This window comes from Halolamina rubra (assembly GCF_000739555.1).
In the GTDB taxonomy this organism is placed as follows: Archaea; Halobacteriota; Halobacteria; order Halobacteriales; family Haloferacaceae; genus Halolamina; species Halolamina rubra.
In genome coordinates this window covers 42,662-62,199 of record NZ_BBJN01000002.1, presented here as the reverse complement: position 1 = coordinate 62,199, position 19,538 = coordinate 42,662, and the positions used below count along the sequence as shown (strand labels likewise).

The following is a 19,538-nucleotide window of genomic DNA, read 5'->3' as shown; positions in this document are numbered from 1 at the left end:
GGGCTACCCCATGGAGTGGATCCCCGTTCTCGCGTACCTCCTCGTGGCCGCGGCGTTCACCGCCGTCGGCGCGCCGATCGCCGCCGCGCTGTTCCGGCATCTCCCCCGGAACGGCGCCGCGTTCGCGCTCCCGACCGCGCTGGTTCCCTTCGCGATCGCCGTCTTCTGGATCGGCCAACTCACCTTCGGCCTCCACACGCTGCTGCTCGGCGTCGGGATCGTGCTCGCCGGCGCCGCCGTCGCGTACCGCGTGGGCGCCCGGCCCGACTGGCGGTCGGTGGCGGCGATGTACGGCGTGTTCGTCGTCGGCTTCCTGATCATGCTCGCGTTCCGGGCGGCCGACCCCGCGATCACGCCCCAGGCCGGCGAGCAGTTCCTCCACTTCGCGCTGGTCAACACGCTCGAACGCGCCGAGAGCCTCCCGCCGGAGGACATGTGGTTCGCCGGGGAGCCGCTGCGGTACTACTACGGCACCCAGCTGCAGGTCGCCAGCCTCGCGATGCTGACGGGGACGGCGATGCGCTACGGCTTCAACCTCGGCATCGCGACGTTCTACGGCATGCTGTTCGTCGTCGCCTACGGCGTCGGGAGCGCCGTGGTCGCCCGCCGGGGGCTCTCGGCCCGGGCCGGCGGCGTCGCCGGCGCGTTCTTCGTCGCCCTCGGCGGCGCAGCGACGACGGCCGTCCGGCTGGCGACGCCGTACCTCCCCGACTCGATCCGGGGCGTCGTCGAACAGGCCGCGTTCGGCTTCGTCGCCCAGCGCTTCGAGGGCGGTGACCTCGCGTCGACGGTCGAGAACCTCTCCCGGCCGCTCGACTGGGGCTGGTGGTACACCCGCTACGTCATCCCGGGGACGATCCAGGAGGTGCCGCTGTACTCCTTCGTCAAGGCCGACCTCCACGGCCACACGTTCGCCAACCCATACGTGCTGTTCGCCGGCGCGCTGGCGCTGGCGTACTACGCGACGCCGGCGGCGGAGCGCAAGCGCCGGCTCGCGCTGGTCTTCGGCGGGCTCGGCGCCGTCGCCGGCCTGTTCGGCTTCATGAACACGTGGTCGCTCCCGACCGCCGCGGGGCTGGCCGCGCTGACCGTCGGCGCCGCCGACGCCCACCCGGCGACGCTGCTGCCGGACTCGCTCGCGGACCGGCTGCGGCCCGACTCGGCGGCCGAGAGCCGCGCGGCGTGGCTCGCCCACGAGCTCTGGCGGGTGGTGCTGGCGGCGGTCGCCGGCGGCGTGGTGCTGCTGATCGGGATCGCGATCGCCTCGCCGTTCCTGATCTTCGGCCACGTGCCCAGCAACGAGGGGATCGGCTTCCTCCCGCCGCGGAGCCCGCTGCCCGCGTTCCTCGTCATGTACGGCGCGCTGATCGTCGCCGTCGCGGCCTACGTCGCGAGCCGGGGGTGGCCGGCCGTCGACGACCTCCCGGCGCCGTGGCTGGGGGCGGCCGGGCTGCTCCTCCTCGGCGCGGTCGGGGCGGCGCTGGTCGTCGAGAACCTCGCGGTGCTGGCGCTGCTCGGGACGCTGATCGTCGCCGGCTGGCTGCTCGTGCGGTCGGGGCGGGCCGGCTTCGGGATGGTGCTGCTCGTCGCCGGGCTGGGGCTGCTGGCCGCGCTCGAACTGGCCCACGCCCGCCTGCCGCTGATCGACAACCCGCGCTGGAACACGTCGCTGAAGGTGGGCGTGCAGGCGTGGACGCTCGGCGCCGCCGGCGCGGCCGCCGCGTCGGTCGTCCTGCTCCGGCGCCACGGCGGCCGGCTGGCGTCGCAGGTCGACGCGCTGGGCGCCGACACGGCGCCGTCGCCCGACGCCCGGGGGGCGCTGACCGCGGCGCTCACCGTCGCGCTGGTCGTCGGCGTCGTCCTCACCACCGCGGTGTTCCCGGTGATGATGTTCGCCGCCGAGGTCGGCGGGCCGGTCGCCGAGGGGCACTACGACCCCTCGCTCGACGGGACGAAGGCGGTCCAGAACTTCCACGCCAACGAGTACGAGGCGCTGCAGTGGCTCGCCGACCGGGAGGGCCGGCCGACGATCGTCGAGGTGCCGGGCGGCTCCTACGGCTGGACGAGCCCGGCGTCGACGTTCTCGGGGCTGCCGACCGTCGTCGGCTGGGACCACCAGGCGGAGTACCGGGGGATGGACGCCTACGAGCGCCGGGTCGGCCACGTCGACACGATCTACGCCGGCGACTGGGAGCAGGCCGCGCCGCTGCTGGAGCGCTACGACGTGACGTACGTGTACGTCGGCCCGAACGAGAAGGAGCTGTACGGCGACGCGATGCGCTCGTTCGACCGCGAGGCGTTCTCGGTCGCGTTCCGGGAGGACGCGGTGACGATCTACGAGGTCGACCAGTCCGAACTGCCGGACGACGACGGCGCGGCGTCGACGCGGTCGCCCGACTCGGCGGCGCTCCACCGCCGGTGACTTTATCAGTGGATACCGCCAAACACCGACGACATGAACGGGACTGATTACGCCGGGGCCCCCGGAATCATGGGGGGGTCGTCGAAGGATATCGAACTCTCGCCCGACGAGAAGCGGGGGCTGCGGCGCGCCGTCGCGGGGATCGTCTCCCGCACGGAGTCGTACCTCCCCGAGGGGTACGTCGTCGGCTCGGAACTCACCTACGGCTCGAACGGGCCGGAGGCGACCGTGGCTGTCCGCCCGCCGGCGGGTCACCCCGTGAGCGCGGGGTTCCAGCCCGACGCCGACGACATCGAGGCGGGGCTCGACGACGCCGACCGCGACGAGGTGGCGAAGGGGCTGGCGGCGAGCGCCGCGGCGCAGGTGATGTACGCGATGGGCGACGATCCGGTGCCGGTCGCTCGGTAGCAGGAACGGTTATTGCGGTTCTGTGGTTCGTTTTTCGCGAATTCGGAGCAACCGCTCGGTGTGAAGGCTATCAGCGGTTGCTGGCTCGGCGGTCGAAACGCTGGAAGATTGGGAGCGTTCGAGGGTGGTCCGGTTGAACGCTCTTCGTTCAAGACGACTTTTGGTGAAACAACCGGCAAGTGGGGTTGCAGATATACCATCTATGAACATTCGACGGTGACTATTGGGACCCCAACAGCGAGTTCCCCGTGTTGGCCGTGCTACCGGGGGGAGTTTGACGTACCGAGCCCGAGCACCGGCGAGAAGTAACCTAGGTGCCGAACCCGCCTAAGACACTATCACAGGAGGGGCAGACAACTAAACCGACACTCACCTCGGAGCCGATGCCTTGCAACCAGCCGGTCCCTTGAAGGTTATCTTGAGCTATATCTTCACTATGTCCACATTCTGGACAGGTCGCCATACTGGACAGGATACACGGATTCATATGAAGGTTTGTTTGAGGTAATGTAATGCATCCACCGTTCGAGGTGTGTCACGGTGTCCGGGAACGTCGTGGTTTATTACAAACACCGATGCACACTATTTTCTCGCGGTGATGAACACCCACATTGCACTGAACGGTAGGTATGCTCTCACCATCCAATCTGAAGTGAAACAGCCGTTAAGTTGGATTGCTCATTGACCGCTGGAATTCCTGCCCATCAGCGTATCTATTTGAAGGGTCGTGATGAGTACACAGCGCATATTACAGCATTTCACTCGGCACGAACGTCACGGGCACTGAATAGAGATAATCGGTACGATCAACTCGAAGGAGCAGATTGAGGGCCGGTACCGAGCGGAACAGCCATTTATTCGGCGCGGTTCCAAGCCTCGCGAGACCACCGATAGAGGATCCGGGAGGTGATCACCCCCGGTGGCTGATCTGCCGGGTCCCGGGCTACTCTTCGACCTCCCACTCGGCTTCGCCGCACGAAGCCAAGTCAGTGTATTCCCTGGTCGTCGCGACGGGGTCGCTCAGGGTGCCGTCAGTCAGGTCGACCGTGTACCACTGGCCACCGCCTGCCGCATGGGCCCAGAGGGTATCATTCTCGAAAGCAAGCTGCTTGCCCGTGGCGAACTCCGTCGAGCCCGCGTTGTCCTGCACGATCAACTGCTGATCGGACGTGTCGTTCAGATCGACGCTAAAGAAGATCGACCCGATATTCGAACTGGTGGTGCTCACGTAGAGCATCTCGTCCTCGTCGACGGCGAGGTCTCCGAGTCCGATGTCGGACCAGTTCAGACCGGCAAACGTGGAACTGCTGACCGAACCGCTGCTAATGTCGGCCGTCCAGAGCTCATCGCCGCCATTCGGAATGTAGTAGTAGAGCCCATCGTGGAAGGTCGCTCCGGCAACGGGTTCGTCGCCCGGGGTGATGACGCCGTAGGTCTCGATGCCGAGTGCGCCGTCCTCGTTCATCGTCTTGAGGACGCCGTTTTCCTCTGCGAAGTACCAGACGTCGTTATCGTCGTCGAAGGCCAGCCCGTTGGGGTAGTTGCTGTTATCGAAGTCGTCTGGGATGTCACCAACTACTGTCTCAGTAATCTCGTCGGCGTCCGGATCGTAGCTAATGCTGACGATGGACGTCGGATCCTCCCGAGAGGTGCCATAGAACGGGCATTCCGGGAACGGCGTCTCTTCGAGGCAGAACTGAAGGTTGCTGATCGCAGCTGTGTTCCCGCCGTTGTTCTCGAGACCCGACGTGTAGCCGGTACCCGGATCGCCCACTGTGTCACAGTCGTTACCGCCGAAGGCCATTACCGTCGTCGCGACGTATCCGTCTGCCTCCCATTCGACGGAGACTGGCTCGCATTCCTCCCCGTCTTTGCTGTCCCAGTCCGTTATCTCGACGAGTCCAGTGTCCGTCTCCTCCTCAAAGTAACAATCGGTGGTGTTCCCGTCTTCGTCCGTCTCAATAACGAACTCGAATTTGACGTAGGTTCCACCTTCGTCACATTCGAAGTCTTTGTGGCAGGGTCCCCCGTGTCCCTGCGCTGCGCCCACGCCACTGAACGACGCTCCGACGAACGCTGCACCAGAGGCTGCCCCCGTGCTTTTCAGTATAGTTCGCCGGTTTATACTACACTCCTTGTTGGATTCCTCGTCTGTCATGGTAATTACCAGAAGTTCAGAGCATCGTATCCCGACGGCTGAGAAATTCGTCCCAGTGTCGTGTATGAGCTCTGAAAATGTCAATACACCGCAGACATCATATGGTTATTTACCACTTCTATATGCTATAGTTACCAATTGAGTAATCGCTGTATTTGAAGAATCACATCAGTTATTGTGACATAATCCGAATTGCCACCTGATCATATTTATCAATATAACTATATTAACAGCTATCAATCACGTCCATTCCGAGATTGGGAACTGTTTGAACTGTACTTGCCAAACCACAACATACCGACCACCGGCCGAAAGAATGCAACAGAACCGATGAGCGTCACTTCCCCCAGAACGGATCGCGTTTCCGCATCTTCTCCAGGTACGCGTTCAGCGCCTCGCGCTCGTCCGCCGGGATCTCCTCTTTCAGCTCCTGCTCCAGGATCTTCGCGTGCTTCTCCGGCAGGTCGATCCAGAGCTCGTCGCCCTCCTCGATGTCCCGGCCCACCGTCGGGCCGTCGATGGCGACGCTGACGCGGCTGCCGGCGCGGGCCTCGTCGACGTCCTCGCCCTGCTCCTGCATCCCCGAGAGTTCGCCCACCCGGGTCGACTCGCCGTTCTCGAACTTCGCGACCCGGCGGTTGTTCTCGATCGTGCCGGCGAGGATCTCGACGCCGACGACCGCGGGGTTGTTCTGCCGGAACGTGTGGTCCTCCAGGATGCGGAACCGCGCGGGGCGGTGGATCTTGTCCAGCACCGTCTCCTGCTGTTCGCGCTCGCGCTCCTCGACGAACGCCTCGTACTCCTCCACCAGCTGGTAGATCACGTCGTCGTTGAACAGCCGCACGCCCTGCTGGTCGAGCTCGCGCTCGGCGTCGGGGAGCACCTCGACGTTGAAGCCGAGGATGACGCGGTGCTCGGCCTCGTTGGCGGTGCTGGCGACCGCCACGTCCCGCGGCGCCACGTCGCCGACCTCCGCCCGGAGGATGGGGATCTCCGACTCCCGGAGCGCGTTCGCCATCGCCTCCAGGCTGCCGAGCGTGTCGGCCTTGACGACGACGCCCTCCTCCTCGGTGTCGACCTCGATTTCGGAGAGCTCCTGCTCGACCTCCTCGATCACCTTCTCCAGATGCCGGCCCCTGACCACGCGGACCGGCGCGCCGGCCATCGCGTCGTCGAGATCCGGCGCCGCGAGCTTCACGCCCGAGGCGGCCTGCACGGAGTCGAGGCGCTCGAACTCCGCCTCCGTGCGGATCTCCGAGAGCGCCCGCGGGCGCAGGAGCGCGCGGACCTCCGTGACGATCGGCCCCTCGACGCCGCCGACGACGATGCGGTCGCCCTCCTCGACGGTGCCGTCGTACAGCACCACGTCCAGCGTGGCGCCGAACCCCTTCTCGTCTTTCACCTCGAGGACGGTCCCCTTCCCGGGGCCCGTGAGGTCGATCTCCATCTCCTCCTTCATGTAGCGCTGGGAGAGCCCCATCAGCACCGCGAGCAGGTCCGGGACCCCCTCGCCGGTCATCGCCGAGATCGGGACGACGCCGATGTTGTTCTGGAAGTTCTGGACGCGCCAGTAGAGATCCGCCGAGAACCCCGCGTCCGAGAGCTGGCCGATGATCTCGTACAGGTTCTCGTCGAGCCGCTGGCGGGCGCGGTCGGTCTGGTCCTCGTACGTCTGCTGGACCGGCGCCTCCGGGTTGGGGTTCCAGCCCGGCGTCGTGTCGATCTTGTTCGCGGCGACGACGAACGGGGTCCCCGTGCGCTGGAGGATGTCCAGCGCCTCCTCAGTCTGGGGCTGGAACCCGTCGTTCACGTCGACGACGAGGACGGCGATGTCCGCGAGCGCGCCCCCGCGGGCCCGCAGCGTCGAGAACGAGTGGTGGCCCGGCGTGTCGATGAACAGCAGGCCCGGGAGGTCGAAGTCGTCGGCCATCACGAGCTCGCCGGCCATCGACGACACCGTGTCCAAGGGGACGGCGGTGGCGCCGATGTGCTGGGTGATGGCGCCGGCCTCGCCCTCGCTGACGGCCGAGCCGCGGATCTTGTCGAGCAAACTCGTCTTCCCGTGGTCGACGTGACCGAGCACGGCGACGATGGGTGTCCGGAGCGAGCCCGGGTCGGCGCTGGCGTCGGCGTTGTTGGCGTCAGGCATCGAAAATCACCGAGAGAACGTCTCTTGACTGAAGCGAGTCGCGGGCGCCAGTTACCTGTTTCGACTCTCCGCCGGCTGTCGTCGGCGCCGCCGCCGACGGCGCCCCCGTGGCGTTTATCACGCCACGGCCTGTGTAGGGCCGTATGGCCGACATACTCGCCGAGAACCTCTCGGGGAAGGCAGTCATGGGCTCGGACGGCACCGAGCTCGGCATGCTGTACAACATCACGATGGACCTCAAGACCGGCGAACTCCACGACCTGCTGGTCTCGCCCAACGAGGACACCCCGCGCGGCAAGATCAACTTCGAGCGCGACGAGGGCGGTCGGTTCCGGGTGCCAGTCTCCCGGGTGCAGGCCGTGAAGGACTACATCGTCATCCAGCGATAGATGCAGGTCCTCGACACCTCGGCGTTCATCCACGAGTACCACACCGACGACGAGCAGGTGTCGATCCCGCTCGTCAAGGAGGAGCTCGAGGGCGGTAACGAGTACCGCTTCGACGCGATGGAGGGCGCGGGGATGGAGCTCCACCTCCCGGCCGAGGAGACGGTCGACCGCGTGCGCCGCGCCGCCGGCGAGACCGGCGACGCCGACGAGATCTCCGACACCGACACGCGCCTGCTCGCGACGGCGTTCGAGCTCGACGCGACGCTCGTCACCGACGACTACGCGATGCAGAACGTCGCCGAGAAGCTCGACATCGACGTGCAGGTGATCGCCCGCGAGGGGATCGAGGAGGAGCGCGACTGGAAGTTCCAGTGTGCGGGCTGTGGCCGCGAGTTCGACGAGGACCGCGAGCGCTGCCCCATCTGCGGCAGCGACCTCTCCCGGAAGAACCCCGCCTGATTCTCAGCCGAACGTTACGTACTGGACCGCGTAGATGATCGCGTTGTAGCCGCCGTGGGCGACCATCGGCACGAACAGGTTCCCGGTTCGCTCGTACAGGTAGCCCAGCAGACAGCCCAGCAGGAACGAGAACGCCACGTACGCCAGCGCGCCGGTGCCGCCGCCGATGTAGTGCAGCGAGCCGAACAGCGCGCTCGCGCCGACGATGCCGGGCCACGGCCCCCACGCCCGCGTCAGCAGCCCCTGGATCCCGCCACGCACGAGGAGCTCCTCCGCGGGCCCGACGACCAGCAGCGAGAGGGGGATCATCAGCAGGAAGTACGTCGCCTGCCGCCCCGACGGGTCGACCGCGGGGTTCTGTGACGGGGACACGTCGATCAGCGAGAACGCGCTGAGCAGCGCGATCTGGCCGAGGTAGAGCGCGACGACGGCGCCCACCGCGATCGCCGCCTGCCGGGCGTCGGGCCGCCCCCACGAGAGCAGTTCGCGATCGCCCGCGGCGGCGACGAACAGCCCGACCGGCGCCACCAGCCCCGCGAACTGCGCGACGGTCTCGGCGATCTCGTAGGCGGTCGTCCCCTCGGCGACGCCCAGCGCCGGCGCGGCGCCGGCCCACAGCGAGGTGCCGACGGCGCCGCCGACGATCGCCGCGACGAACAGCACCAGCGCCTGGAACGTCCGGAGGGCTTTCGACCCCATCGCCGATGGCTCTGCGGGCTGGCTCATTACCGGAGCCAGCGGCCCGGGCGGCAAATCGGTGACGGTCGGGGGCGGCGAGGCAGTCGAGCACCTCCCCACGCCGTCCCGCGGGGCGTCGACGCCCTACTCCACGACCAGCCGGTCCTTCCCGCGCACTGCCTCGGCCTCCGCGAACTCGCCGCCGCCGAGCAGGCCGCGGGCGGCCCGCTTCCCCCACTCCACGGCGGGCTGGGTGAACGTCGAGAGGTCCGCGAGCTCGCCGTAGCAGACGCAGGCGGCCTCCATCCCGAACAGCAGCTCGCCGAGGCCGCGCTCGTCGACGCGGTCGATCTCGAGCCGGATATTCGGGCAGTCCGCAGCCGTGAGGCTCGCCTCCGTCGCCTCGAACTCGGCGTCCAGCAGCGTGCCGAGCGACTGGCCGCCGAGGTAGGAGAGCCCCTCGAGGTCGGTCTCGGGAATCCCGCGGTCCGCGCGCTCGGTCGGGCGCACGAGGGTCACGAGCTTGTCCCGCGGGCCGGCGCGGTAGAGCTGGAGCTGTGAGTGCTGGTCGGTCGCGCCCAGCGCGCGGGCCGGGGTCTGTCCCCGCCCGTCCTTCCCGAGGCTCTCGGCCCAGAGCTGAGCGAACCACTCGGCGAACGTCTCCAGCGATTCGGCGTAGGGCATGAACGCGTTCGTGACGGCGCCGCGCTCGGCCAGCGCGTACGTGGTGGCGCCGTAGGCGTAGGCGGGCGAGTCGTACAGCGAGCCCGCGAGCCGGTCGCGCTCGTCGGCGGCGCCGGCGAGCACGGCGTCGATATCGTGACCCTGGATCGCCGCGACGGCGAGCCCGACCGTCGAGAGCACCGAGAACCGACCCGGGACGCCCGCGGGCACGTCGAGGGCGGGCAGACCGTGCTTCTCGGCGAGGTTCCGGAGGTTCCCCTCCGGCCCCGTCGTGACGAACGTCCGCTCGGTCCAGTCGACGCCCGCCCGCTCCATCGCCTCGCGGACGACGAGGAAGTTCGACAGCGTCTCCGCGGTCGTGCCGGAGTTCGAGACGACGTTGACGGCGGTCCGGGAGAGGTCGAGGCTGTCGAGCAGGCAGCTCGTGTGCTCGGGGTCGACGTTGTCGAGGAAGTACGCGTCGACGTCGCTCGAAAGCGCGTTCGCGAGCGTCGCCGCGCCGAGGGCGCTGCCGCCGATGCCGACCGTGAGCACCGCCTCGCTGTCGGCGAAGGGGGCGACCGCGCTCCGGATCCGGTCGGGGTCGGCCGTCTCGGGCAGGTTGAGCGCGGCGTAGCCGAACTCGTCGTTCCCCATCCCGGCGGCGATCCGCTCGTGGGCCGCGGCCACGTCGGCGTCCAGTTCGTCGAGGGCGTCGCGGGTCAGGGCCGGCTCCCCGCCCAGCGCGTTGCCGATGTCGGTGCGCATGGTCGTGTGAGTGGTCGGTACGGGGAAGTAGCTTCTGAGAGCGCGACGCCCCAGTGCGGGCCCGTCGGAGTTATGCCCCCAGGCCCGAACCTACACCCATGTTCGACACCATCGTCATCGCGACCGACGGCTCCGCCAGCGTCCAGCGGGCGGTCGACGTGGCGCTCGACTTCGCCGAGCGGTTCGACGCCGACGTGCACGCGCTGTTCGTCGTCGACGAGGGGGAGGTCGAGTCCTCGCCCGAGAGCGTCCGGGCGGAGCTCCGCGAGGGGCTCCGCGACGACGGCGAGGACGCAGTCGCCGCGGTCGCCACGCGCGCCGAGCAGCCGGTCACCACGGCGGTCCGCGAGGGGCGGCCGGCCGCGACGATCTCCGACTACGCCCGCGAGGTCGGCGCCGACGTGGTCGCCACCGGCACCCGCGGGCGCCACGGCGAGAACCGCTACCTCATCGGCGGCGTCGCCGAGAGCGTCGTGCGGCGCTGCCCGGTGCCGGTGCTGACCGTCCGCCAGCTCGAGGGCGAAGCCGAGACCCAGACGGGCGGGCAGGACGCCGAAACGACGGCGTAGCGGACGGTTCCACGGTTCTTTTACCCCGGCTGGGCGTCGATCCCGTATGGACGACGAACTCATCGAGGTCGACGACCTCTCGCTACACCGCCGCTCGCTGCTGCCCGGGAAGGGCTTCTTCTACCCCGACTCGCTGGACGAGGACCGCACCGAGGAGCGCGTCGCCGAGGCCGTCGACGGCGCCGAGGCGGTCGTGATCACCGACTCCGACGCCGACGGGCTGGGCTGTGTCGCGCTGATCCGCGAGGCCCGCGACGCCGCGCTCGACGTGGCGCCGTTCGAGGAGGCGCTGGCCGAGGCGATGGCAGACGAGGAACCCGAGGCGGACGAGGACCAGGCTGAGGCGGACGAGGAGGACGACGAGCCCGAGCCCCACGAGCGATCGACGGTCGCGCTGGTGGCCTCCGGCCCGGGGGACATCGAGGAGTCGCTGGAGCTCGTCGCCGAGTACGCGGAGGCGGGGACGGACATCTACGTCTGCGACATCTGCCCGGACAGCTACGAGTACGTCGCCGAGGACCTGGAGACGCTGGTCGAACTCGGCGGCGGGGTGCGGTGGTTCGACCACCACCAGTGGGACGAGGCGCTCGAACGGCAGATCCGCGACGCCGGCGTCGACCTCGTGATCGGCGACAGCGAGGAGGAGTGTACGACCGACGTGGCGCTGCGCTCGCTCGACTACGCGTTCGACGAGCGCTACGCCGAGCTCGCCGAGGTCACCCGGGACCACGACCTCTGGCTCAAGCAGGACGAACGCAGCGACGACCTCGCGGACTACGCCTACTGGAGCGGGCCGGAGGAGTACGCGACGATCGTCGGCGAGTACGGCGCGGCGCTCCCGGAGACGGTGCTCAAGTACGTCGCGCACCGCCGCGTGGAGAAGGAGCAGCGCATCGAGGCCGCGGTGTCGCGGGCGAACGAGCGACAGATCGGCGACTGGACCGTCGGCTTCACGTACGGTCGCTGCTCGCAGAACGAGGTCGCCGAGGCGCTGCGGGAGGACGGCTGCGACGCCGCGGTGATCGTCAAACCCTCCGGCAGCGCGTCGATCCGCGGCTCCGAGGGGTTCGAGCGCTGCCACGAGGTCGCCGGCCAGGTCAACGGCGGCGGCCACCCGAAGGCCGCCGGCTGTAAGCCGGAGATCTACGACGACATGCTGGACATGGCCCAGCACTGGACCACTGAGGGGCAGGCCGCACGGACCGTGATCCGGCGGGCGTTCGAGGAACTGGTCGAGGCGTAGCGCGGCGACGACTCTCGGCGGGTCCCGTGAAAACGGCGGGGAGGGTGTCCGGTTCTCAGGCGCCAGCCGTCACCAGCACGTACAGCAGCAGCACGGCCGTGCTGGCGAGGAGGAGGTGTCCCACGACGCCGATGATCGCCGGGATCCCGGCGAGGACACGCTCGGCTGGCGTCAGCGGTTCTCCGAAGAACTCGGCTTCGAGTGCTGTGAGAGCCATTGTCCCTCTACTTCGACGTAGGCGCCGACGGGAAAAGGAAGGCGCGGCGATTCCGTGGAACTGGGAACGGGCGAGGGGTTACTCCCCGGACCGACTCCCGACCACCCACTTCTCGGAGTACGACTCCCCGCAGGCACACTTCGCGTAGGCGTGGATCACGTCGCCGTCGGCGTACATGCCGCCCACTTCGGGGTTCTCGGCCTCCGCGAACGCGAACACGTACCGGACCTCGTGCTCGTCGCCGTCGCCGGCGGGGCAGTCACCGCCCGCGAGGTCGGCGTCGACGCTGCCGCCCTCGCCCATCGCCTCCTTCGCGAACTCCATCGCGTCCTGCCCGGTGCCGGCGCTGAACAGCTTCCGGCCCTGCTCGCCCGGGCGCACGAGCACGACGCCGCCGTCGACCGCCTCGCCGGCCTCTGCGAGTTTGCCCGCCTCGTCCAGCTGGTCCTCGGCGAGGAACAGCGCCACGTCCTCCAGGCGCTCGCCCGCGAGGAACTCCGAGAGTTTGCTCATACGGGCCGGAGGCGCTTCTCCGGGAAAAAGCGACCGCGTTCCGCTCGGCTCAGTCGCCGTCCAGATCGCTCGCGATATCCTGCAGCGATCCACCGGGGCCGCTGGCGTCGCGGTAGAACGTCCGCTCGCCCGGGAGCCGCAGCCCGTAGCGCTCGCCGGCCTCGATCTCGTCGATCTCGACGGGGTCGCCCGGCTCGCGGTTCTGGGCCTGCAGCCACTCGACGAGCCGGTTCTCGGCCCGGCCGGGGTCGCGGGCCTCGCTCTTGAGGTCGTAGGCACCGCGGAGCAGGAACCCCGACCGGTGCTCGCGCACCTCGGCGTGGTACTCGTCGCCGTCCATCACGAGCCGGACGAACGCGCCGGCGTCGAGATCCAGATCTCCGGGAAGGTGGAGACAGGGCCGGCTCGTGCCGCCGCTGCGGGCCACCTCGGCCCGTTCGGTGCGAACGCTGGCGTGGTCGCTGGGGATCCGGTCGGCCATCGAGAACTGGGAGAGAACTTACTCGGCGTCTTCTTCGTCGCCCTCGCCGAAGGCGGCGGCGACGTCCTCGTCGCCGACGACGCTGGCGTTGACCTGCGCGCTCTCCTCGCTGAACTCGGCGCCGCGGACCGTGATGCGCCGACGCTCGCCGTCCTTCTCGGGGTTGAAGCCGACGCCGCCCTCGAGCAGCAGCTGCTTGAGGTTGGAGCCGGGGACGTCCTCCCGCATCGGTCGGCCGGCGGCGTCCGAGCCGCCGGTGAGCTTCAGCGTCGACTCCGAGAGCCCGACGACGTCGCCGTCGACCTCCTCGCCCAGCGATCGCCCGAGGAACCGGTTGGCGTCCTGTCCGTCGACCTCCGTCTGGTACGTGTTGCCCGTGTCGGGGTCCGACACGACGAGCTTGAGTTCGGCCATACGCGAAAATCAGGGCCGCGGCTGAAAAACACGTCGAAACCGCCCGTTCCGGCAGGGGCCGACCGAACGCGGCGTTACTCCTCGCCCGGCAGCAGCGCTTCTGGCTGCTGCTGGACGAACAGCACGCGCTCGCTGTCGTCGAGCGGCCGGACGAACAGCCGGCTCTCGCCGGCGGCCTCGATGCGCTGGACGGTCTCGACCGCCTCGTCGGCGCGGTAGTAGATGGGGACCAGCACCGCCCGGCCGGCGTCGGCGGCCTTCATCACGACGACCGCGAACACGACGCCGTTGGCCTGGGCGTTGTACGCCTCGTACTCGTCGTACTCGGCGCCGTCGACGGCGTCCTGCACCGCGGAGAACTCGTTGCCCGGCACGAGCACGTCGAACCCCGTGCGGTCGTCCTCGTAGCCGTCCTCGGTCTCCAGCCGCGGCAGCGGCGTCACCGCGCCGGGGTGGAGCTCGACGGTCTCCCAGCCCTCCTCCCGCAGTTCGGCCGCGGTGGCCTCCATGTCCTCGACGGTGTCGTCCCAGAGGTCGGTCATGCCCTGCAGCGGGTGTCCGGGGTCCATGCCCGCCTCTCGGCCCGTCAGGGGTGAAAAGCGTTCGCTTGCGGGACGCCAACGCTAAGCCCCCGCCGGCCCCACCTCGGCCCATGAGCGACGACGCCAGCCTCACGGATTTCGCGGGCGGCGACGCCGGGGAAGCGGACGACGAGGCAGGGGCGGGCGACAGCGAGATCGACGAACTCGAGCGCGACGAACCCGACGCCGACGCGACCGAGACGCCGACGTACACGTACACGTCGACGCCCGACGGCGCCGAGTGCGACGCCTGCGGCGAGACTGTCGAGACGCGCTGGCACGCCGGCGAGGGCGGCGCCGCCGACGCCCCCGATCTCGACCCCGACGCGCTGGTCTGTCCGGACTGCAAGGAGTGGTGAAACGCGACCCCGGCGCGCGACCGGCGACGGGGGCCTGCCCGTCGTCCCGGAGCGACTGCCGGGTCGTGGCCTACTCCCGTTCGAACCCTGCAGCGAGGGTCTCCTCGCTCACGCTGAGCACCGTCGGCCGGCCGTGCGGGCAGGCGAACGGCTGCTCGCACTGCCCCAGCCGCTCCACGAGCGCCTGCGCTTCCGCCGTCTCGAGCGCGTCGCCGGCTTTGAGCGACGGGTGACAGGCCAGCTCCGCCAGCGCCGACTCGCGGGCGTCGGCGGGGTCGTCGCCGCCGGCCAGCGCCGCCAGCGTCTCCCGGAACGCCCCGGCGTCGGCCGGCCGCCCCATCGGCGCCGGCACCGTCGAGAGCTTCGCCGTCGTGCCGCCGAACGACTCGGCGTCGAACCCCAGCGCCGCGAGCGCGTCGGCGTGCTCCTCGACGACGGCCGCCTCCGCGGGGGCAAGCGACACCGTCTCCGGCGGCGAGAGCTCGGCCCGCTCGACCGACTCGCCCGCGACCGCGGCCCGCAGGCGCTCGAAGTTCACCCGCTCGTGGGCCGCGTGCTGGTCGACGACGAGCAGGTCGTCGCCCTCCGCACAGAGGACGTACGTGTCCCGGAACTGCCCGAGCACCTCGGCCTCGGCGAGCGCGGACTCCTCTGCCTTCGGCGCCAGCGACTCCTCGAGCCCCATCGCCACCTCGCCCGAGCGCCGGAGGTCGGCGGTGGTGAGCGCGTCGCTCACGCCCGTCTCGACCGCCGCCTCGACGGCGTCGCGGACCGAGAGCGCGACCTCGGCCTTCGCGGGGTGGACGTTCGCGTCGACGCTCGCGGGCGGGATCGAGACCGAGACGACCGCGATCGGGTGGCGGCCGTCCGGGAGCAGCGTGCCGTAGCCGCGCTCGACAGCGCGCCGGACCCCCTCGTCGACGACCGGGCGGTCGTTGATCGCGGTCCGGAGGTGCGAGCGGTCCGCGCGCGTCGTCGACGGGGAGACGAGCACCCCCTCGACGCCGATCGCGGCGCCGTCGAACTCGCCGCCCGAGAGCGTCGTCTCGTGGGTGAAGGTGGTCGCCCGTGCGGCGACGTGGCGGTCGTACACCGCCGCCAGCGCGTCCTCGGAGGCGCCGCTTCCGGGCGTCTCGAACAGCTCGCGGCCGTCGTGAGCCAGCGAGAACGACACGTCCGGGCGAGTCAGCGCGTAGCGCGCGACCAGCGCGGACACCTTCGCGAACTCCGCGCCCCCGCCACCCAGCGCCTCGCGGCGCGCCGGGCGGTCGGCGAACAGGTCCCGGACGGTCACCGTCGTCCCGCGGGCCCGCCCGGCGTCGCTGACCTGCACGTCGTCGCCGTCGACGGTCAGCCGCGTCCCCGGCTCGCTGCCGTCGCTGGTGACCAGTTCGAGCCGGGCCGCGTCGGCGATGCTCGGGAGCGCTTCGCCCCGGAAGCCCAGGCTCGTGGTCTCGGGGAGGTCGGCGGCGTCCCGGAGCTTGCTGGTCGCGTGGCGCTCGATCGCCCGCCGGGCGTCCCGCCGGCCCATCCCGTGGCCGTCGTCGGCGACGCGGATCCGTTCGGTGCCGTCGCCGTCGATCTCGACCCGGATCGCCTCGGCGCCGGCGTCGAGCGCGTTGTCCAGCAGCTCGCCCACGACCCGCGCGGGCCGGGTGACCACCTCGCCGGCGGCGATCCGGTCGACCGTCGCCTCGTCGAGGCGCGCGACCGTCGGCGGGTCGGTGGCGTCGCTCATTCGTCGGTGACGCGGTCCTGCAGCGCCTGCAGGCGGTTCAGCGCCTCGATCGGCGTCGTCCGGGCGAGGTCGAGCTCGCGGAGTTCGGCCGCGATCGCGTCGAGGTCGTCGTCCGGTTCGACCCCGGGCAGCGTCTGCTGGCCCGGCGGCGGCGAGGAGTCGCCCCCCTCGGCGGCGTCGACGCCGGCGCCGTCGGTCGCCGCCTGCGCCGCGTCCGGGGCGGCGTCCGTGGCGGCCGCGTCGCCCTCGACCAGCTCCCGCGAACGCTCGACGACCGGTTCGGGAACGCCGGCCATCCGCGCGACCTCGACGCCGTAGGAGGAGGAGGACGGCCCCTCGTCGACGCGGTGGAGGAAGGTCACGTCGTCACCGTCCCGGATCGCGGTGAAGTGCAGGTTGAACACGCGCTCGCGCTCGTCGGCCAGCGCGGTCAGGTCGTGGTAGTGAGTCGCGAACAGCGTCCTGGCGCCGACCTCGTCGTGGAGGAACTCCGTTGCGGCGCGGGCGATCGCGAGCCCGTCGGCGGTCGAGGTGCCGCGCCCGACCTCGTCGAGGAGGACGAGGGAGTCCTCGGTGGCGTCGTGGAGGATGTCCGTGAGCTCGCTCATCTCCCGCATGAACGTCGACTGGCCGCCCGCGATGTCGTCGCTGGCGCCGACGCGGGTGAACACGCGATCGAGGACGGGGAGGCTCGCCGACTCCGCGGGGACGAACCCGCCCGCCTGCGCGAGCACGCAGATCAGCCCGACCTGGCGCATGTACGTCGACTTCCCGCTCATGTTGGGGCCGGTGATCAGCGCGACGCTGCCCGCGGGCAGGTCGGCGTCGTTGGGGACGAACTCCTCCTGGGCCGCCGCGACGACAGGGTGGCGCCCGGCCTCGATCGCGAGCGGCTCGTCGCCGTCGTGGAACGTTGGCCGGCAGAACTCCGGCCCCACGGCGACGGTCGACAGCGAGAGCAGCGCGTCGAGATCCGCGAGATCGTCGGCCAGCGCCTGCAGGCGGTCGGCGGCGTCGGCGACCTCCGCGCGGACCGCACAGAAGATCTCGTACTCCAGCGCGTCGGCGCGCTCGGCGGCGCCGAGGATCTCGTCCTCGCGCCGGCGGAGCTCGGGCGTGACGAAGCGCTCCGAGTTCTTCAGCGTCTGTCGCCGGCGGTACTCCTCGGGCACCTCGTCGAGGTGGCTGTCGGTCACCTCGATGTAGTAGCCGTGGACCTGGTTGTGGCCGACTTCGAGGTTGTCGATCCCGGTCCGCTCGCGCTCCTGCTCCTCGAGGTCGGCGACCCACGCCCGCCCCTCGCGTTCGGTGCGCCGGACCTCGTCGAGCTCGTCGTCGAACCCGTCGCGGATCACCCCGCCCTCGGTGATCTCCTGGGGCGGGTCCTCGGCGATCGCGCGCTCGATCAGCTCCCGGGTCTCCCGGAGCTCGTCGAGGTCGTCGCTGAGGCGCCGGAGCCGGTCGGAATCGGCGTCCTCGAGCGCGTCCTTCAGGTCGGGGACGATCGCGAGCGTCCCCGCCACGGAGCGCAGGTCACGCGCGTTCGCCCGCTCCCGCGACACCCGGGAGACGAGCCGTTCGAGGTCGTACGCCGCACCCAGTTCGTCGCGCAGCTCCTCCCGCAGCAGCGTGCGCGTCGAGAGTTCGTCGACGGCGTCGAGCCGGGCCTCGATCGCCCGGCGGTCGACCAGCGGCCGGCGGAGCCACGACGAGAGCCGGCGGCGCCCCAGCGCGCAGACGGTCTCGTCGACGCGCTCGAACAGCGTGTCGCCGTCGCGCTCGCCGCCCGCGCGGTTCTCGAACAGTTCGAGGCTCCGGAGCGCGGCGGCGTCCAGCCGTAGGCAGTCCGCGGGGTCGTAGCGCTGCACCCGCGAGACGTACGCGAGCGGGCCGTCGTCGCCCTGCGTGTACTCGGCGTACGCGAGCAGCCCGCCGACGGCGCGGGTCTCGACGGTCGAGAAGCGACCCGGGTCGGCGTAGGCGTCGAGGGTGTCGGCGGCCGCGCCGGCGTCGAACGCGGCGTCGTCCCAGTCGGTGACGGGGCAGTCCGGGTCGACGTCGGGCGCACCCGGGCCCGCGAGCAGCTCCGCGGGCCCCACGCGGGCGACCTCCTCCTGGGCGCTCGCGCGGTCGGTGGCGCCGGCGACCCGACACTCGCCCGTCGACACGTCGACGCTGGCGACCGCGAAGTCGGCGTCGTCGGCGTCGCTCCCGACGACCGCCGCGACGTACGTCGAGTCCGGCGAGAGCAGTTCGTCGTCGACGACCGTGCCGGGGGTGACGATCTGGGTGACCGCGCGCTCGACGATCCCGTTGGTCTCGCTGGGGTCCTCGACCTGGTCGGCGATGGCGATCCGGTGGCCGGCGTCGAGCAGGCGCTCGACGTACTCGGCGGCGTTGTCGACGGGGATCCCCGCCGCGGTGTACGTGCCAGTCGAGTCCTCGCGCTCGATCAGCGTGAGCTCGCAGATCCGGGCGACCTCCTCGGCGATGCCGCAGAACGTCTTGTAGAAATCCCCAACCCGGAACAGCACGAGCGCGTCGTCGTGCTCCCGGCAGCGGTCGACGTACTGCTGGAGCATCGGCGTGAGCTCGTCACGGCGCTCGTCGAGCTCCGGCGGGGGCCCGGTGACCGCAGACATGGCCGAAGGAGGGGGGCCGAGGCGGAAGAGCGTTACGCGCTCAGCTGACGAACTGCAGCAGCTCGTCCCGCTTGGCGTCGCGGAACCGTCGGGCCAGCGCGTCCTCCAGCGGTTCGATCGAGCCCGTCTTCGCGGTGATCGGACAGATCGTCTCCCGGTACTGCTGCCACGGCGGGAACAGCCCGAGTCGATCGCAGAGCTCGTCCAGCCGGTCGTCGCGGTCGTCGACCTTGTCCATCTTGTTCACCGCGACGATGGGGTCGATCCCCACGTCCTGCAGGAACTGGAACATCTCCACGTCGTGGGGGATCTCGCCGTTCCCGCGGTGGCGGTCGATGATGTCGATGACGGCTTTGCCGTCGACGACCAGCACGCCCGCGAGGATGTTCTCGGCGTTGTCCTCGACGTAGCGCACCACGTCGGTCTTGATCTGCTCGCGTTTCCCCTCCTCGACCCCGGACATGAAGCCGAACCCCGGCAGGTCGGTGAACATGAAGTCCGGGCCGGCCCAGTCGTAGTGGTTCGGCTGGCGAGTGACGCCGGGCTTCCCCCCGGTGTCGAAGCTGTGGCCCGTCAGCTCCCGCATCAGGGTCGACTTCCCGACGTTCGACCGGCCGACGAGGACGACCTCGTCCCCGCGGTCCGGCCGGTTCTCGAAAGGCATGCCCGACCGTAGCCGGTTCGCGG

19 protein-coding genes are annotated in these 19,538 nt (G+C 70.0%); 7 read left to right on the top strand and 12 right to left on the bottom strand.

What is annotated here, in order from left to right; translation table 11 throughout:
• Positions 1–10 precede the first annotated feature (10 nt).
• On the top strand, positions 11–2,422 hold the full coding sequence (locus ACP95_RS00345) for a DUF2298 domain-containing protein (RefSeq protein WP_049979301.1): 2,412 nt from the start codon (positions 11–13) through the stop codon (positions 2,420–2,422).
• 33 nt (positions 2,423–2,455) lie between these two features.
• Positions 2,456–2,830, top strand: coding sequence for a DUF5811 family protein (locus ACP95_RS00340; RefSeq protein WP_049979300.1), 375 nt, complete (start codon positions 2,456–2,458; stop codon positions 2,828–2,830).
• A gap of 943 nt (positions 2,831–3,773) precedes the next feature.
• Here ACP95_RS00340 and ACP95_RS00335 read toward each other — a convergent pair.
• A complete protein-coding gene (locus ACP95_RS00335; RefSeq protein ID WP_154018387.1) occupies positions 3,774–4,988 on the bottom strand; it encodes a hypothetical protein in 1,215 nt (404 codons plus the stop codon).
• A 337-nt stretch (positions 4,989–5,325) separates the two neighbouring features.
• Positions 5,326–7,137, bottom strand: coding sequence for a translation initiation factor IF-2 (infB, locus tag ACP95_RS00330; RefSeq protein ID WP_049979298.1), 1,812 nt, complete (start codon positions 7,135–7,137; stop codon positions 5,326–5,328).
• A gap of 143 nt (positions 7,138–7,280) precedes the next feature.
• On the opposite strand from infB, the gene ACP95_RS00325 reads away from it, so the two are divergent.
• Together ACP95_RS00325 and ACP95_RS00320 are read left to right on the top strand one after the other, a co-directional pair.
• Positions 7,281–7,526 (top strand): PRC-barrel domain-containing protein, encoded by a 246-nt coding sequence (locus ACP95_RS00325; RefSeq protein WP_049979297.1) that lies wholly within the window; start codon positions 7,281–7,283, stop codon positions 7,524–7,526.
• Entirely contained in the window at positions 7,527–7,985 is a 459-nt protein-coding gene (locus ACP95_RS00320) for an NOB1 family endonuclease (RefSeq protein ID WP_049979296.1), read from the top strand.
• Between the two features lie 3 nt (positions 7,986–7,988).
• Here the strand turns inward: ACP95_RS00320 and ACP95_RS00315 are convergent, their stop codons facing one another.
• Both ACP95_RS00315 and ACP95_RS00310 read right to left on the bottom strand, forming a co-directional pair.
• Entirely contained in the window at positions 7,989–8,711 is a 723-nt protein-coding gene (locus ACP95_RS00315) for a CPBP family intramembrane glutamic endopeptidase (protein WP_154018386.1), read from the bottom strand.
• 96 nt (positions 8,712–8,807) lie between these two features.
• Positions 8,808–10,094: a hypothetical protein gene (locus ACP95_RS00310; RefSeq protein ID WP_049979294.1), complete on the bottom strand. Its 1,287-nt coding sequence runs from the start codon at positions 10,092–10,094 to the stop codon at positions 8,808–8,810.
• A 98-nt stretch (positions 10,095–10,192) separates the two neighbouring features.
• Here ACP95_RS00310 and ACP95_RS00305 point away from each other — a divergent pair, with 98 nt between their 5' ends.
• Both ACP95_RS00305 and ACP95_RS00300 read left to right on the top strand, forming a co-directional pair.
• The gene (locus ACP95_RS00305) at positions 10,193–10,663 is read left to right on the top strand and encodes a universal stress protein (RefSeq protein ID WP_049979293.1); all 471 of its coding nucleotides are present in this window, start codon (positions 10,193–10,195) and stop codon (positions 10,661–10,663) included.
• A gap of 46 nt (positions 10,664–10,709) precedes the next feature.
• Positions 10,710–11,906, top strand: coding sequence for a DHH family phosphoesterase (locus ACP95_RS00300; RefSeq protein WP_049979292.1), 1,197 nt, complete (start codon positions 10,710–10,712; stop codon positions 11,904–11,906).
• Positions 11,907–11,961: 55 nt separating this feature from the next.
• Here ACP95_RS00300 and ACP95_RS15420 read toward each other — a convergent pair whose 3' ends face one another.
• The 5 genes from ACP95_RS15420 to ACP95_RS00280 all read right to left on the bottom strand — a co-directional run bounded on the left by ACP95_RS15420 (position 11,962) and on the right by ACP95_RS00280 (position 14,100).
• Positions 11,962–12,123 carry a hypothetical protein gene (locus ACP95_RS15420; protein WP_154018385.1) on the bottom strand — a complete coding sequence of 54 codons (162 nt, stop codon included), beginning with the start codon at positions 12,121–12,123 and terminating at the stop codon, positions 11,962–11,964.
• Positions 12,124–12,201: 78 nt separating this feature from the next.
• On the bottom strand, positions 12,202–12,636 hold the full coding sequence (locus ACP95_RS00295; RefSeq protein ID WP_049979291.1) for a DUF5807 family protein: 435 nt from the start codon (positions 12,634–12,636) through the stop codon (positions 12,202–12,204).
• 49 nt (positions 12,637–12,685) lie between these two features.
• Positions 12,686–13,117, bottom strand: a complete 432-nt coding sequence (locus ACP95_RS00290; RefSeq protein WP_049979290.1) for a DUF7112 family protein — start codon at positions 13,115–13,117, stop codon at positions 12,686–12,688.
• An 18-nt stretch (positions 13,118–13,135) separates the two neighbouring features.
• Positions 13,136–13,531: a 30S ribosomal protein S6e gene (locus ACP95_RS00285; RefSeq protein WP_049979289.1), complete on the bottom strand. Its 396-nt coding sequence runs from the start codon at positions 13,529–13,531 to the stop codon at positions 13,136–13,138.
• 74 nt (positions 13,532–13,605) lie between these two features.
• Entirely contained in the window at positions 13,606–14,100 is a 495-nt protein-coding gene (locus ACP95_RS00280) for a DUF7529 family protein (RefSeq protein WP_049979288.1), read from the bottom strand.
• 83 nt (positions 14,101–14,183) lie between these two features.
• Here ACP95_RS00280 and ACP95_RS00275 point away from each other — a divergent pair, with 83 nt between their 5' ends.
• Positions 14,184–14,471, top strand: a complete 288-nt coding sequence (locus tag ACP95_RS00275; RefSeq protein WP_049979287.1) for a DUF7573 domain-containing protein — start codon at positions 14,184–14,186, stop codon at positions 14,469–14,471.
• Positions 14,472–14,541: 70 nt separating this feature from the next.
• Here ACP95_RS00275 and mutL read toward each other — a convergent pair whose 3' ends face one another.
• From mutL to engB, 3 genes are read right to left on the bottom strand one after another with little or no spacing between them, the layout of a single operon-like run.
• A complete protein-coding gene (gene mutL, locus ACP95_RS00270; RefSeq protein ID WP_049979286.1) occupies positions 14,542–16,209 on the bottom strand; it encodes a DNA mismatch repair endonuclease MutL in 1,668 nt (555 codons plus the stop codon).
• Positions 16,206–18,851, bottom strand: coding sequence for a DNA mismatch repair protein MutS (mutS, locus tag ACP95_RS00265; protein WP_049979285.1), 2,646 nt, complete (start codon positions 18,849–18,851; stop codon positions 16,206–16,208). Before mutS ends, mutL begins: the two co-directional genes overlap by 4 nt.
• 40 nt (positions 18,852–18,891) lie before the next feature.
• Entirely contained in the window at positions 18,892–19,515 is a 624-nt protein-coding gene (gene engB, locus ACP95_RS00260; RefSeq protein WP_049979284.1) for a GTP-binding protein EngB, read from the bottom strand.
• Positions 19,516–19,538: the final 23 nt, after the last annotated feature.

Bases quoted from the DNA above. Each gene is read 5' to 3' on its own strand.
- ACP95_RS00290 (WP_049979290.1), bottom strand. From the start codon at position 13,117: ATGGCCGACCGGATCCCCAGCGACCACGCCAGCGTTCGCACCGAACGG.
- ACP95_RS00295 (WP_049979291.1), bottom strand. From the start codon at position 12,636: ATGAGCAAACTCTCGGAGTTCCTCGCGGGCGAGCGCCTGGAGGACGTG.
- ACP95_RS00340 (WP_049979300.1), top strand. From the start codon at position 2,456: ATGAACGGGACTGATTACGCCGGGGCCCCCGGAATCATGGGGGGGTCG.
- ACP95_RS00335 (WP_154018387.1), bottom strand. From the start codon at position 4,988: ATGACAGACGAGGAATCCAACAAGGAGTGTAGTATAAACCGGCGAACT.
- mutS (WP_049979285.1), bottom strand. From the start codon at position 18,851: ATGTCTGCGGTCACCGGGCCCCCGCCGGAGCTCGACGAGCGCCGTGAC.
- ACP95_RS00315 (WP_154018386.1), bottom strand. From the start codon at position 8,711: ATGAGCCAGCCCGCAGAGCCATCGGCGATGGGGTCGAAAGCCCTCCGG.
- infB (WP_049979298.1), bottom strand. From the start codon at position 7,137: ATGCCTGACGCCAACAACGCCGACGCCAGCGCCGACCCGGGCTCGCTC.
- ACP95_RS00345 (WP_049979301.1), top strand. From the start codon at position 11: ATGGAGTGGATCCCCGTTCTCGCGTACCTCCTCGTGGCCGCGGCGTTC.
- ACP95_RS00325 (WP_049979297.1), top strand. From the start codon at position 7,281: ATGGCCGACATACTCGCCGAGAACCTCTCGGGGAAGGCAGTCATGGGC.
- ACP95_RS00320 (WP_049979296.1), top strand. From the start codon at position 7,527: ATGCAGGTCCTCGACACCTCGGCGTTCATCCACGAGTACCACACCGAC.
- ACP95_RS00310 (WP_049979294.1), bottom strand. From the start codon at position 10,094: ATGCGCACCGACATCGGCAACGCGCTGGGCGGGGAGCCGGCCCTGACC.
- ACP95_RS15420 (WP_154018385.1), bottom strand. From the start codon at position 12,123: ATGGCTCTCACAGCACTCGAAGCCGAGTTCTTCGGAGAACCGCTGACG.
- ACP95_RS00305 (WP_049979293.1), top strand. From the start codon at position 10,193: ATGTTCGACACCATCGTCATCGCGACCGACGGCTCCGCCAGCGTCCAG.
- ACP95_RS00285 (WP_049979289.1), bottom strand. From the start codon at position 13,531: ATGGCCGAACTCAAGCTCGTCGTGTCGGACCCCGACACGGGCAACACG.
- ACP95_RS00280 (WP_049979288.1), bottom strand. From the start codon at position 14,100: ATGGACCCCGGACACCCGCTGCAGGGCATGACCGACCTCTGGGACGAC.
- engB (WP_049979284.1), bottom strand. From the start codon at position 19,515: ATGCCTTTCGAGAACCGGCCGGACCGCGGGGACGAGGTCGTCCTCGTC.
- ACP95_RS00300 (WP_049979292.1), top strand. From the start codon at position 10,710: ATGGACGACGAACTCATCGAGGTCGACGACCTCTCGCTACACCGCCGC.
- ACP95_RS00275 (WP_049979287.1), top strand. From the start codon at position 14,184: ATGAGCGACGACGCCAGCCTCACGGATTTCGCGGGCGGCGACGCCGGG.
- mutL (WP_049979286.1), bottom strand. From the start codon at position 16,209: ATGAGCGACGCCACCGACCCGCCGACGGTCGCGCGCCTCGACGAGGCG.